We start from the raw sequence: 13,021 nt of genomic DNA on the forward strand, positions 1-13,021 counted from the left end.
ATACCTAGTAACCCCTTCCCCCAAAAGAGTTATTTGCCCTAAACAAAAAAAGGAACCCAGCCAACGGGGCCGGGTTCAAAAAGTTTATATTAAAAAGGGGGTCTTGCTTATTATAATACCCGCCAAACATTATGAAACCATAACAGAATTATTTCATTTATATTACAAAATAGAAAACGCTTCATTCTTCCCTCTTTGGGCGCTTCTATACGCCTCTATACGCTTCTATACGCTTCTATACGCCCCTGAACGCTCCTATGCGCTCCTCACTTATCTTGTACTCTCCACAGAAAATGTGTTTAATCTGTAAATAACCCAAAAAGTGTTGCACCTTCCCTCCCTCTAGCATATAATAATAATTAAATTAGAATTATTATAAATAAGGAGGGATCGTATGAATACGGAATACGACTACCACCATCTTCATCACGTTAAAGAACAGACAAAATCAAGAAAAACATTGTGGATTACCCTCCTGTTAACTGCCTTTTTCACCATTGTAGAAATTGTCGGCGGGGTGCTCTCCAATTCACTCGCGCTGCTTTCCGATTCGGCCCATATGATCTCGGACGTTATCGCTCTGGGCTTAAGCATGATTGCCCTGCAACTCGCAACCAGGCAGCCGAATGCACGATTCACATTTGGGTTCCTACGGTTTGAGATTATCGCTTCATTCCTTAACGGCCTCGCCCTCTGCGTAATCGCCTTAGGAATCTTCATTGAAGGCATCCAGCGTATGATTCATCCCCAGCCGATCCAGCTTGGCCTCATGTTAGGGATCGCTTCAATCGGTTTCATCGTCAATCTGGTGCTCACTTTGGTGCTCCATAACAGCGTGAAGGAAGAGGATAATCTGAATGTCAAAAGCGCCCTTTGGCACTTTTTTGGCGATCTGCTCAGCTCGGTTGGCGTCATCGTTTCTTCCGTTGTTATTTATTATTCTGGCTTGCTCATTTTCGACCCTCTCATCTCCATGGTGATTGGGGGCATTATTTTTATCGGTGGCAGCAAAATCATTCGTGAATCGTATCTGATTCTCATGGAATCCGTGCCGGAGCGTTATAACCTGGACGAAATTCGCAAGCAGATTGCTTCTGTCGAGGGCGTAGAGGATGTGCATGAAATGCATCTTTGGGCCGTATCGACGGATCATTATTCCTTAACAGCTCATGTGTTCATCAGTCCCAACATTCAACCGTTCTGCGTGATTCTGGCCATCAATGAAACACTCAAAAGTAAATACGGCATCGAGCATGCCACTATTCAAATTGAGCATGCCGAAATAAATCCTCACGGAGAGTACGGCAAAGCGTTCTTGAAGCATCAAAACCGCGTTAACTCCGCTTCCAGCTCTCTACCGCTGCTTTAATCCAAAAAAACAAAGACCATCGATCCCTCACTTTAAGTGATCAATGGTCATTCTTATTCTCCGGAAGATTTCCGTTTGATCATCTCTAGATCAATGAACAGCTCATGCCCCGTCACACGAGGCAAATATTCCTCAAGCAGCTGTGTGTTCTCCTCGTCCAAATCTTCCCCGATCTGGCGCATAAGGAAAGCAGCTACCAAGCTCGTTTGCAAATCAACGGGCATCTCGAAGCTAGTGATGGACGGGAAGCTTGACCTCGAGTAAAACTCATTATCCATCCCGATGAGCTGTATTTCTTCGGGCACAGAGATCCCTCGTTCGTGGCAGATAGCCAGCAGCTCAAGAGCCAACGCGTCATTGAACGTGTAAATCCCGATAGGGCGCAAATCACCGCTTAAGCGAAGCGCTTCATCAAGCGTACCGGCAATCCCAAGCTCGCCTGCATCCAAAAGCGCATGCTCGGTAGATTCTCCATGCTCGTATAGCCCAGCCATAAATCCTTGGATACGCTGTTCGTTAGCTCCCATTCCCTTGCTTCTGCCTGCATAAATCACGGAGCGGCAGCCATTCTCAAGAAAATGCTGAACAGCTTCTGAAGACGCCTTCGCAAAGTCCAAATTAACCGCCAACTTGACGATCTCGCTCGGCCATCCCCACCCATTGAAGATGACAAGGGGTGTGCCCTCTCCGACCAACTGCTGCGTAGACTGCATGCTCATCGCCAATCCATGGCTCACCAAGCCGTCTACTCTACGCTGTAATAAGTGCTCCAGATGGCGCTGCTCAATCTCCGGATCCATACCAGCCGCTGAAAAGATCGATAAATGGTAGCCAAAATGATGCACCTTCTGCTCCAGCTTCTCCGCAAAACGGCCATAATAGCCGCCAAAATGCGGAATAATCAACCCGAGCTCATAGGACCTGCGACGGCTCAAATTCGTCGCCATCACATTCCTGCGATAGCCTAGCCGAACTACGGCCTCTTCCACCTTGCGAATCGTTTCAGGCGCCATTGGCACCTTTCTGCGATTAATAACATTCGATACGGTAGCTATGGAAACACCGGCTTCCGAGGCTACATCGACAATTGTGGGCTGCTTACTTCTATTCACATGACTTCCCTCATTTATGGATCACTTTCATTTATTCTATCGATAAGCCAATCTCTCGTCAATTAGAACAGTAAAAGTAAATTTTCCAAGGAATGTCTAGCTACCAGCAAAAAAACTTGACCGTTGTAACGGCCAAGTTTCTTTTCATTCCTCATGATGTCCAATCAGGGATATAATCTGCTTTTTCAACTTCAGGAAAGACTCTGAATCCTTCACATCTTCCACGTCCCGCAGACCGGCTGGAATAACGATTTCCTTACGGATGGTTCCCGGATGCGCCTGCATCACATACACACGCTGGGAAAGGAAGATCGCCTCCTCGATATCGTGCGTGATGAAGACGACGGTCGTCTTTTCTTTCTCCCAGATGCGCAGCAATAGTTCCTGCATCGAATTCTTGGTCTGCGGGTCAAGAGCCCCAAAGGGCTCATCCATCAGCAGCACTTCCGGATTGTTGGCGAGTGCTCTTGCAATCGCCACCCGCTGCTTCATCCCGCCGGAGAGCTCCTTCGGCAGCGCTCTGGCGAACTTTTGCAAGCCGACAAGCTCCATGAAGTGATCGGAAATGGCTCTTTTTTCGAAAATAGGAACACCCTTCAGCGTCAGTCCGAACTCAATGTTTTCCCGCACAGAAAGCCAGGGGAATAGCGTGTAGGATTGGAACACCATTCCGCGATCAGCGCCAGGACCATCAATCTCATGCCCCGAAATACGCAGAGATCCCGTTGTCATCGTCTCTAAACCTGCAATAATCCGCAAGAGAGAAGACTTCCCACAGCCTGAGGGACCAACGAAGCTCACAAACTCATGCGCATCCACATGGAAGGAAACTCTATCTAGCGCAACGAACTGCGATTTCTTTGAGCTATATACTTTCGTAACATCAGAAGCTGTAATCTTGCTCATTTTCATCTCTTTTTCATGAGAAGGTTGGACATGTAGGGCTTGTTGTGCTCGCATTAGTTAACGTCCTCCTTCCAGCCATGGGAAAAATCTGCGGTGACAGTAAGCAAATGTCCGGTCCGTCATCAATCCAAGCAAACCAATGGCGATGATGCCCACGAAGATTTGATCCGTATTCAGAAACCTTTGCGCCTTCATGATGGAGAACCCTAGTCCGCTGCTGGCCGCAACCAGCTCTGCCACGACGAGATACGTCCACGCCCAGCCAATGATCAATCGTAAGGTGTTCATTAAATCAGGCAGCAATGCGGGGATTAGCACCTTCTCAATGGCTTGCCAGCGATTCGCGCCAAGGGTGTACGAGGTTTGCAGCAAATCGTTAGAAACCGATCGCGTATTGTCAGCCACCATCAGCATGAGCTGAAAGAAGCAGCCGATGAAAATAACGATAACCTTCGCCCATTCCCCAATTCCAGCCCAAACCATAATCAGCGGAATGAACGCCGTTGCCGGCATATAGCGAATAAATTCAGTCGGAGGAACGAGCAGCGCTTCCGCAAAGCGAAACGTACCCGCCAGAATTCCAAGCGGAATGCCAAGCATACAAGCAAGCAAGAAGCCCGCTCCTACACGGAAAATACTCATACCGACATGATGCCAAAATATGGAACTCTGCAGCTGGATGGCAAATTGGCGAAGTACTTGATCCGGTGTAGGCAGAAATGTTCGATTCACCATATTGCCATAGCTGAGCACACTCCAAAATGCTACTGCCAAACATATAATAAGAACAATCCCTGAAACATACGTTTTACGATTGATGTCGCCTCGTATGGCAAACAACGTGGATTTGCGTCTTTTTTTCATAGCCGTTTCCATAGAGCACCTCTCACTCACCTGTTATTTCTTACGCTCTTTCATCACTTCTTCGACAAAGTGTCCGTCCAAGAAGCTTTCTGCTTTCGGGATAGTCGTCAGCATCTCCAAGCCTTTCAAGAACTCGGCTGTTTTCTGCGATGTATAATGCAGGGAGCTGTAGGAATCCGCTTTTTGGAAAGCTTTCACATTATCTTCAAGCTGAAATATTTTCACGCTGTCGACTCCAGCTTTGTATTCGTCTACTGGTGTCTCTGCCGCCTTCGCCATAATTTGTAGAGACTCTTCCGGATTAGCTTTCCAGTAGTCCAACGCATCGAACCAGGCATTGAGAATTTTCTTCACGTCTTCCGGACGATTTTTGGTGATTTCTTCTTTAAACACGAGCAGATCAGGAATGAGTCCCGGCGTATCTTTCGAGGAAAATAACAGCTTGCCTTTGCCCTCTTGAATCGCTTTGCTTAGGAATGGCTCCCACAGTACGGCACCGTCCAGGTTGCCTGAGATGAAAGCAGGTCCTGCATCGTTAACCGTCATGTTGGTGTAAGAGACGTCTTTCTCAGCGAGACCAGCCTTCTCCAACGCCGTTAGCATGAGCAGATGATCAACCGTGCCTAGCTCCGTTGCCACTTTCTTCCCTTTTAACTCCTGCAAGGAATTGATGTTAGGCTTTACTACGACGCCGTCTCCGCCATTAGAGTTATCGTTTACAAGTACTGCCTTGAGCGGTATCCCTTTGCTTGCAGGAGCCAGCGTGTCACTTAAGGTTTGGCTATTCGCATCGACTTTGCCTGACGCAAGGGCAGATAAGGAGTCGCTGTATACGGGGAACCAAACTAGATCAACCTTCACGCCATTTTTCTCAAAGAACCCTTTTTCCTTCACCAAATACCAAACAAACCAACCCGGCCATGGACTTAGCGCCAACTTGATAGGCTGATCACTGCCACCTGCTGCCGTACTTGCTGCCTCTTTGCTCGAGCATCCGCTCACTACCGTAAAAGCGAGTAACAACGCCATCATCAGAAATACCATTCTTTGTCTCATTCTGATTCTCCCTCTCCATTTAAACTGGTAAAAAGAAAAACCCGGAACGATATCATATTCTGATATCCTCCCGGGCTTTTATCCCTCCGTGTGCACGATGACCTTCACCGTGTGTCTTCTCTTGGACCAGACCGACAGCCTTCATCTGCCGCGGAACCCTAGAAAACAAGTTTGCTATGAGGTTGTAACCAACTCTTACATTTGTCTTTATCATACTTACATCCTAAGCTTATGTCAATATACATAACACAAATAATTATTTTGTTGTCAAACCCCTCTGTGGTGTAATAATATATTACATAATAACAGCTAATATGGAGGTGCAGGCGATGTACTCAATTCATTTCCACTTAAGTATGTTAGATATTAAGATGACTGCTCTGCCCACAACAGAACCATTTCCCTCTACGGCATCAAGCGTGGAACAGCCGACAACTAATCATCCTCTCCAGAACTCCCCTATAGATAACGCTGATTGGGCGGAGACGAACGCGCTTCCCCCAGCAAACTGACCCCTGTATGCCAAAAAGCCCGACACCCTGTCGCTCAGGGTATCGGGCTTTGTTCTTATTCTTACACGCCTAACCATTTCTTGAACAAATGTTTCGTTGTGTCTGCATTCAATGCTGCGATGGAAGTCGTGAGCGGAATGCCTTTCGGACAAGAGCGTACGCAGTTCTGCGAGTTACCGCAGCCTTCGATACCGCCATCTGTCATCAGCGCGTCCAAACGCTCGTCTTTGTTCATTTCACCTGTTGGGTGAGCATTGAACAAACGAACTTGGGAAAGCGCAGATGGCCCGATGAAAGAGTTCTTGTCATTTACGTTCGGACAAGCTTCTAGACATACGCCGCATGTCATACATTTGGACAACTCGTATGCCCATTGGCGCTTCGATTCCGCCATACGCGGTCCTGGTCCAAGATCATACGTTCCGTCGATCGGAACCCATGCTTTAACCTTCTTCAAAGCGTTGAACATGCGTCCACGGTCGATGACAAGGTCACGCATAACAGGGAACGTGCTCATCGGAGCTACGCGAACTGGCTGCTCCAGCTTATCGATCAGAGCCGAACAAGCTTGGCGCGGCTTACCGTTAATAACCATGGAGCAAGCTCCACAAACTTCCTCCAGACAGTTGGACTCCCAACATACTGGCGTTGTTTTATCACCACGCGCGTTCTTAGGATTACGCTGCACTTCCATCAAACCGCTGATGACGTTCATATTCGGACGATAAGGAACTTCGAATTCCTCTGTATAAGGCTTAGAATCCGGACTCTCTTGACGAGTCACGATAAACTTCACGGTTTTCTGTGCGCTTAGTGTCTCAGCCATGATTAATGTCCTCCCTTTTTCTTCTCCGTGGAGTAATCACGTTTCCGCGGTGCAATCAAAGATACATCAATTTCTTCATAGCTGATTTTCGGACCTTCTGGCGTCCAATCGGCAATTGTTGTTTTCATGAAGTTGTCATCATCACGTTCTGGGAAATCAGGCTTGTAGTGCGCGCCACGACTTTCGTTACGCATTAAGGCACCAACCGTCATCGCTTCAGCAAGCTCGAACATGTTCCAGAGTTGGCGTGTGAACGCAACCCCTTGGTTGTTCCAACGAGCTGTATCTGTAATGTTGATGTTGTTGTATCTTTCTTTCATGTCTTTGATTTTACTGATTGTATCTTCAAGACGATCATTGTAACGAACAACCGTCATATTCGCATTCATCATGTCGCCTAGTTCTTTGTGCAGAACATAAGCATTTTCTGTCCCGCTGTTCATTTTGAGCAAGCTCTCATAGCGGTCTTGGTGACGTTTCTTCTCGCGATCGAACACGATGGAAGACGTATCATCCGCATGCTTCTCTAGGCCGCGAATATACTCAACCGCTTTAGGACCGGAGACCATACCGTCATAAATAGCCGAAACAAGGGAGTTCGCGCCCAAACGGTTTGCACCGTGATGCTGATACTCACACTCACCCGCAGCGAACAAGCCCGGGATGTTCGTCATCATGTTGTAGTCAACCCACATACCGCCCATGGAATAGTGAACCGCCGGGAAAATCTTCATTGGGATTTTACGTGGATCATCGCCCATGAATTTCTCGTAGATTTCCATGATACCGCCAAGCTTGATATCAAGCTCTTTTGGATCTTTATGAGAAAGGTCAAGGTAAACCATGTTTTCACCGTTAATACCGAGCTTCTGATCAATACATACGGAGAAAATTTCACGCGTTGCGATATCACGAGGCACCAAGTTTCCGTACGCCGGATATTTCTCTTCAAGGAAGTACCAAGGCTTCCCGTCTTTGTAAGTCCAAATACGACCGCCTTCACCACGTGCAGACTCTGACATCAAGCGAAGCTTGTCATCGCCTGGAATCGCCGTCGGGTGAATTTGGATCATTTCACCGTTCGCATATTTAACGCCTTGTTGGTAAACAGCACTTGCTGCCGTACCTGTGTTAATGACGGAGTTCGTCGTTTTGCCAAAGATAATACCAGGGCCGCCTGTTGCCAGAATAACAGCGTCAGCCGGGAACGTTTGAATCTCCATGCTGCGCAGATCTTGAGCCGCAATACCACGGCAAACATTCTCGTCATCCAGGACGGAACCGAGGAATTCCCAGTGCTCGAACTTCGTTACGAGACCTGCTGTTTCCCAGCGGCGTACTTGCTCATCAAGTGCATACAGAAGCTGTTGCCCTGTCGTTGCACCCGCAAATGCCGTACGGTGATATTTCGTTCCGCCGAAACGACGGAAATCAAGAAGACCTTCTGGTGTACGGTTGAACATAACACCCATACGGTCCATCAAGTGAATGATGCCTGGAGCTGCATCACATAATGCTTTAACTGGCGGTTGATTCGCTAAGAAATCTCCACCGTAAACGGTATCGTCAAAGTGCTCCCATGTGGAGTCACCTTCACCTTTTGTATTCACCGCACCGTTAATGCCGCCTTGCGCACATACGGAGTGGGAACGTTTAACAGGAACCAAGGAGAACAATTGTACGTGAACTCCGGCCTCCGCTGCCTTAATTGTCGCCATGAGTCCCGCAAGGCCTCCGCCGACGACGATGATTTTCGAATTAGCCACTTCTGTTCACCCTCCCTTAATGCCCCGTACGCGCTTCTACCGGAACTTGAAATTGAGTATCTGTAAATGCAGTCAAAGACATTATAAACATCACGGACATCACTACGAACACGACCATCCAAATAACGGAAGAGTAGCGCTGCGCGCGAGGTCCAACCGTAATTCCCCAGCTAACAAGGAATGACCATAAACCGTTGCAGAAATGGAATGTTGCTGAAACGATACCAATCACATAAATCGTAAACATAACTGGATTCGTCGCAATGTCATGCATGGTCATACCGAGATTTTCGTGTGCAACATTGCCTAGTGCAACCTGCAAACGAGTCTCGAACAAATGCCACGCTACGAACAGGAACGTAATAACGCCAGTTACCCGTTGAAGCATAAACATTTGGTTGCGGAAATAGCTGTAGTTCGAGACGTTATTACGTGCTTGGTAAGCCACATAAAGTCCATAAACGGCATGATAAAGAAGCGGAAGCCAGATTCCCACGATTTCTAACAGCAGGACCAACGGCAGACCGTTCAACCAGTTAATTTGATCCACAAATGCTTCAGGACCCTTCGTTGCTTCATAGTTAGTGAGCAAATGCTCAATAAGGAAGAAGCCCACTGGAATTACACCAAGCAATGAGTGGATCTTTCGAAAGTAATACGAATTACCCATAATGTAACCAATTCCCCCCTCAACAAAATTTCATGAATACCATCCGACATGTTCTGACAAAACAAGCCACATACCATTCTACTCTCGCCGCAAACGAGCGTCAACCCATAATCATCCACGCCTATTTTACGCCTAATTAGTGAGCGAATATACACTATCGTCCAATAAATGTGAATAAAAAGTGACATGTACATCGTACCTCTAATACGCTTATAATGGAAGTGCCGTTTTTTTATATATACTTATAACAAATTTGCATATACAAACGAATGCGGAGTTGAAAAAAACATGGAACTCTTGGATGTTTTCGCCGTTGTTGTCGAACAAGTAAGTCTCAATAAAGCCTCACAGCTGCTTAATATCTCACAACCCGCTCTTTCACGCAAAATTATGAAGCTGGAAGAAGAGCTGGGCGTTGAGCTATTCATTCGCAAAGGGAAGCGACTTGAGCTGACCAAAGCAGGGCAAATCTGCTACGATCATGCGCTCGAGCTCCGCCATCTGGAACGTAAATTTAAGCAAACCCTTCAAGTGTACAAAGCCGCAGGCACCCATTCTTCGATTACGGTTGGTGCCAGTTTAACAACCTTGCAAGCTACATTGCCTGATCTCATTACAGCTTACCTGCAGGTTTACCCGCTCACAGAAATCAAACTACTTACGGGCAAAACACATGAAATCGTGACCATGGTTAAGGAAAATAAGGTCGACATCGGAATCGTCGCTTCCCAAATCAATGCATCGAGCCTGCACTGCGAGCCGTTGTTCGATGATCATCTTTGTCTGGTGCTTCCACTTGGGCATCCCTTCATTGATCGGGCCCAGATTACGATGAGCGACTTGAACGATCTGCCAATGATCCTCTTCTCCAAAGGCACCTGGTACCGCATCTTGATGGACGAGTTGTTCCATCGGTATACCATTCTTCCTAATGTCCAAATGGAAATCGATTCTTTCGAGGCGATCATCCGACTCGTATCTACTTGCAAAACCGCGACACTTCTTCCTAAGTCGTATCTGCGAGAAGATTTGACTCAGAATAATGAGTTAATTCTGCGTTATCTAGTGGAATTAGAGCAAACGAAGAGGACTACCTCGCTGATCTACTCCGACCAAGCGACGGATAGCCCGGAGTCGCTCAAATTCATCGAACAAACGATCAGCTATTTTGCTAAACACAAATAAACCTCCAATCCGCTCTGCCTGTCGAGCAAGAATAGAGGTTCTATGTAAACTAATAGACAAACTTATAACCGACACCCCATACCGTTCGAATCCGCCTAGGCTCTTTGGGATTATCTTCGATTTTTTTTCGAAGATTGGCAATATGCACATCAATCGCACGATCGGTGACATAGGAATCGAAGCCCCGGACAGTTTGCAATAAATCCTCTCGCGTGTAGACACGGCCAGGATGATTGACGAAACATTTCATAATTTCAAACTCCGAATAGGTCGTCTCGACAAGCTGCCCGTGAACAATCATCGAACGCGTATGGAGATCCAGCGTAATCTTGTTCTTATCTGCGAGCAGCGCCTCTGCTGCTTCCGACTTTGCATCCTGGCGTATTGGTGGGTTCACGCGTGTGTGCTCGCCCGCATTTTGATACAAATTGGAACGACGGATCAAAGCATGGACTCTAGCACTCATTTCATGCATGCTGAACGGCTTGCACATATAGTCATCTGCCCCTGCCCCTAGAGCGCCCACTCGTTCAACCACTTTATTTTTCATCGAGACAATCATAATCGGTACACTTGACGTCGTTCGCACCTGTCTGCACAGTTCAAGTCCGTCCATATCTGGCAGCATAAGATCCAGCAAAATGACGTTAGGAGCAAATTGCTTAACAGCTTCAATCCCTTTATGCCCCGTTTCCATCCGAATGACCTCAAAGCCTTCTTCGCCCAAATACATGGAGATCATATCGCCGATCATGGGATCGTCTTCGATTATTAATACTTTGTACATTCGGGAGTCCACCTTCGCCTCGAAATTCTCTCGTTGAGACTTACAATTCGGACCTATGAGCTTCCAGCCCGTCCGATTTCACTTCAAGTCCCAGCTTTTTCGCTACAAAAGCCGTTGTGCTTGCCTGGAACAGGATGGTGATTAGCACAGCCATAAAAGTGACACTCGCAATAAGATCACTGTGTGCAATCCCCATTCCAGCCACCATCCCGCATAACGCCGCAGGAATTACACCTGTTTCCCGAACCCAGAACATGAACATGATCTCATTCCACTTCCACTTCGCTTTACGGTCTGGCCACGTACAGATCAGCACTGTCAGCGGACGCGCAATAAAGACAAAGACGAAGATGACACCCAAGCTCGTCCAAAAATGCTCGAGGATGACCGGGAAGTTCACTTGACTGCCTAGCAGAATGAAAATAAGCATCCGCATGATAACCGTCATATTTTCAGAAAAATGCTCCATTTCGAGCTTTTTACCTTCCATATCGAGTTTGAACGTGCCTGCATTCCCCCAGATCAGCCCCGCTGTGAAAGTTGCCATAAAGCCGCTAACGCCGAGGATTTCACCTGCCATATAAGCTCCTAACGATGTAACGACCATCGCGATAGTTGCATAATCCCTCAGGATGCCAAGTTTCAGATGAGCCGTTAGGAAGGCCATCGCATACCCGATAATGGCTCCAATAAGCAGCCCTCCAAGCGCTGTTTTAACAAAATCAAGCGTACCTGAAAGCAAGGAAACTTCCTGCGTGCCTAAGATGACAGCAATTAGCGAAAATGTCAAAATGGAAGCCGTCGCATCGTTAAAGGCCGATTCACTTTCCACCGTCTCTCTGACCTTGGTGCGGATTTTCACTTGTTTGAACACGGGGATGAGCGTTGCCGGATCTGTTGAAGCAATAATCGCGCCAAGCAGCAAAGCGTACAGCCATGGCAAATCAAGAAGAACATGCGAAGCCGCCGCAACGGCCGCGCAGGTGATGATCACACCAGGGATGCTCAGCATGCCGACGGTAAGCCAGACCTGCCGCAAACCACTGAGCTTGATGTTGCGACCCCCGTCAAAGAGAATTAACGCAGAACCGATAACGAGAATGAATTGATTCGTAAACGAAGTGCTGGGCTCATAAATCCAGTGGAAGGCTTGTCCCGCAATCATACCTGCCACAAGAAACATGGCAACATCAGGAAGTTTAAGCCAGCTTGCTGCCTTCCCAAACAACATCCCTAATCCGAAAATGAGCACGAGCAGCACGATGACATGCTCGATGAGCTGGGAAGTTGAATTCTCCATTTATCGAATAACTTCGCTTTCAAATTCTTCAATTTGATCGTTCGTTCCGATGATCACCATGACATCATTTTCATTCACGACATCGGTAGCCGTAGGCGCAATAATAACGCCAGTTTGCTTGTTAATCGCTACAACGCTGCAGCCGTGTTTGGCACGCGGATCTAATTGTTTAATCGTGAGTCCACACAGCCTTTTCGGTACGGAGAGTTCTGCAATCGTATATTCTTTAGAAATTTCAATATAATCCAATAAATTCGGTGAATTGAGCTGATGAGCTACGCGTATCCCCATATCACGCTCGGGATAGATGACGCGGTCAACTCCTAGCTTTTGCAAAACTTTACCATGCAACTCAGACAAGGCTTTGGCTACAACCTTCTTGATCCCTAAATCTTTCAATACAATCGCTGTTAAAATACTAGACTGAATGTCGTCCCCAATCGCTACGACGGCACAATCAAAATTGCGTACCCCCAAAGACTTCAGCACATCCTCATCGGTGGCATCCGCTACAACAGCATGCGTAAGCTCATGGCTCATCTCGTCTACCATTTCCTCATCTTTATCGATGCCAAGCACCTCATTGCCCAGCTTAACAAGTTCTTTGGAAATGCTTGCCCCAAAGCGCCCAAGCCCGACAACCACATATTGCGTTTTCTTCATCTGTT

The 13,021-nt window shown here is 47.2% G+C and carries 12 protein-coding genes and 1 riboswitch; of the genes, 2 read left to right on the forward strand and 10 right to left on the reverse strand.

Annotated features, from left to right (window positions below):
* Positions 1-394 precede the first annotated feature (394 nt).
* Positions 395-1,369 carry a cation diffusion facilitator family transporter gene (locus tag AC58UW_RS09625; RefSeq protein ID WP_497420453.1) on the forward strand — a complete coding sequence of 325 codons (975 nt, stop codon included), beginning with the start codon at positions 395-397 and terminating at the stop codon, positions 1,367-1,369.
* A gap of 53 nt (positions 1,370-1,422) precedes the next feature.
* On the opposite strand, the gene AC58UW_RS09630 is transcribed toward AC58UW_RS09625, so the two are convergent.
* The 7 genes from AC58UW_RS09630 to AC58UW_RS09660 all read right to left on the reverse strand — a co-directional run bounded on the left by AC58UW_RS09630 (position 1,423) and on the right by AC58UW_RS09660 (position 9,081).
* The gene (locus AC58UW_RS09630) at positions 1,423-2,481 is read right to left on the reverse strand and encodes a LacI family DNA-binding transcriptional regulator (RefSeq protein ID WP_497420454.1); all 1,059 of its coding nucleotides are present in this window, start codon (positions 2,479-2,481) and stop codon (positions 1,423-1,425) included.
* A 144-nt stretch (positions 2,482-2,625) separates the two neighbouring features.
* The gene (locus AC58UW_RS09635) at positions 2,626-3,441 is read right to left on the reverse strand and encodes an ABC transporter ATP-binding protein (protein ID WP_497420455.1); all 816 of its coding nucleotides are present in this window, start codon (positions 3,439-3,441) and stop codon (positions 2,626-2,628) included.
* A gap of 3 nt (positions 3,442-3,444) precedes the next feature.
* A complete protein-coding gene (locus AC58UW_RS09640; RefSeq protein ID WP_497420456.1) occupies positions 3,445-4,251 on the reverse strand; it encodes an ABC transporter permease in 807 nt (268 codons plus the stop codon).
* Between the two features lie 33 nt (positions 4,252-4,284).
* Positions 4,285-5,307 (reverse strand): ABC transporter substrate-binding protein, encoded by a 1,023-nt coding sequence (locus tag AC58UW_RS09645; RefSeq protein ID WP_497420457.1) that lies wholly within the window; start codon positions 5,305-5,307, stop codon positions 4,285-4,287.
* Positions 5,308-5,372: 65 nt separating this feature from the next.
* Positions 5,373-5,480: riboswitch (guanidine-I (ykkC/yxkD leader) on the reverse strand.
* Positions 5,481-5,880: 400 nt separating this feature from the next.
* Entirely contained in the window at positions 5,881-6,645 is a 765-nt protein-coding gene (sdhB, locus tag AC58UW_RS09650; RefSeq protein WP_127452857.1) for a succinate dehydrogenase iron-sulfur subunit, read from the reverse strand.
* A 2-nt stretch (positions 6,646-6,647) separates the two neighbouring features.
* Positions 6,648-8,411 (reverse strand): succinate dehydrogenase flavoprotein subunit, encoded by a 1,764-nt coding sequence (sdhA, locus tag AC58UW_RS09655; RefSeq protein ID WP_497420458.1) that lies wholly within the window; start codon positions 8,409-8,411, stop codon positions 6,648-6,650.
* Between the two features lie 16 nt (positions 8,412-8,427).
* Positions 8,428-9,081 (reverse strand): succinate dehydrogenase cytochrome b558 subunit, encoded by a 654-nt coding sequence (locus AC58UW_RS09660; protein WP_497420459.1) that lies wholly within the window; start codon positions 9,079-9,081, stop codon positions 8,428-8,430.
* A 288-nt stretch (positions 9,082-9,369) separates the two neighbouring features.
* On the opposite strand from AC58UW_RS09660, the gene AC58UW_RS09665 reads away from it, so the two are divergent.
* Positions 9,370-10,266: a LysR family transcriptional regulator gene (locus tag AC58UW_RS09665; RefSeq protein WP_497420460.1), complete on the forward strand. Its 897-nt coding sequence runs from the start codon at positions 9,370-9,372 to the stop codon at positions 10,264-10,266.
* A gap of 49 nt (positions 10,267-10,315) precedes the next feature.
* Here the strand turns inward: AC58UW_RS09665 and AC58UW_RS09670 are convergent, their stop codons facing one another.
* Genes AC58UW_RS09670 through AC58UW_RS09680 form a run of 3 tightly spaced genes read right to left on the reverse strand, consistent with a single transcriptional unit; the run spans position 10,316 to position 13,016 of the window.
* Positions 10,316-11,053, reverse strand: a complete 738-nt coding sequence (locus AC58UW_RS09670) for a response regulator transcription factor (protein WP_497420461.1) — start codon at positions 11,051-11,053, stop codon at positions 10,316-10,318.
* 40 nt (positions 11,054-11,093) lie between these two features.
* A complete protein-coding gene (locus tag AC58UW_RS09675) occupies positions 11,094-12,353 on the reverse strand; it encodes a cation:proton antiporter (RefSeq protein WP_497420462.1) in 1,260 nt (419 codons plus the stop codon).
* Positions 12,354-13,016 carry a potassium channel family protein gene (locus AC58UW_RS09680; RefSeq protein WP_497420463.1) on the reverse strand — a complete coding sequence of 221 codons (663 nt, stop codon included), beginning with the start codon at positions 13,014-13,016 and terminating at the stop codon, positions 12,354-12,356.
* Positions 13,017-13,021 lie beyond the last annotated feature (5 nt).

The sequence above is a fragment of the Paenibacillus sp. J22R160 genome (assembly GCF_059692135.1).

Bases quoted from the DNA above. Each gene is read 5' to 3' on its own strand.
- AC58UW_RS09625 (WP_497420453.1), top strand. From the start codon at position 395: ATGAATACGGAATACGACTACCACCATCTTCATCACGTTAAAGAACAG.
- AC58UW_RS09635 (WP_497420455.1), bottom strand. From the start codon at position 3,441: ATGCGAGCACAACAAGCCCTACATGTCCAACCTTCTCATGAAAAAGAG.
- AC58UW_RS09640 (WP_497420456.1), bottom strand. From the start codon at position 4,251: ATGAAAAAAAGACGCAAATCCACGTTGTTTGCCATACGAGGCGACATC.
- AC58UW_RS09645 (WP_497420457.1), bottom strand. From the start codon at position 5,307: ATGAGACAAAGAATGGTATTTCTGATGATGGCGTTGTTACTCGCTTTT.
- sdhB (WP_127452857.1), bottom strand. From the start codon at position 6,645: ATGGCTGAGACACTAAGCGCACAGAAAACCGTGAAGTTTATCGTGACT.
- AC58UW_RS09660 (WP_497420459.1), bottom strand. From the start codon at position 9,081: ATGGGTAATTCGTATTACTTTCGAAAGATCCACTCATTGCTTGGTGTA.
- AC58UW_RS09665 (WP_497420460.1), top strand. From the start codon at position 9,370: ATGGAACTCTTGGATGTTTTCGCCGTTGTTGTCGAACAAGTAAGTCTC.
- AC58UW_RS09670 (WP_497420461.1), bottom strand. From the start codon at position 11,053: ATGTACAAAGTATTAATAATCGAAGACGATCCCATGATCGGCGATATG.
- AC58UW_RS09675 (WP_497420462.1), bottom strand. From the start codon at position 12,353: ATGGAGAATTCAACTTCCCAGCTCATCGAGCATGTCATCGTGCTGCTC.
- AC58UW_RS09680 (WP_497420463.1), bottom strand. From the start codon at position 13,016: ATGAAGAAAACGCAATATGTGGTTGTCGGGCTTGGGCGCTTTGGGGCA.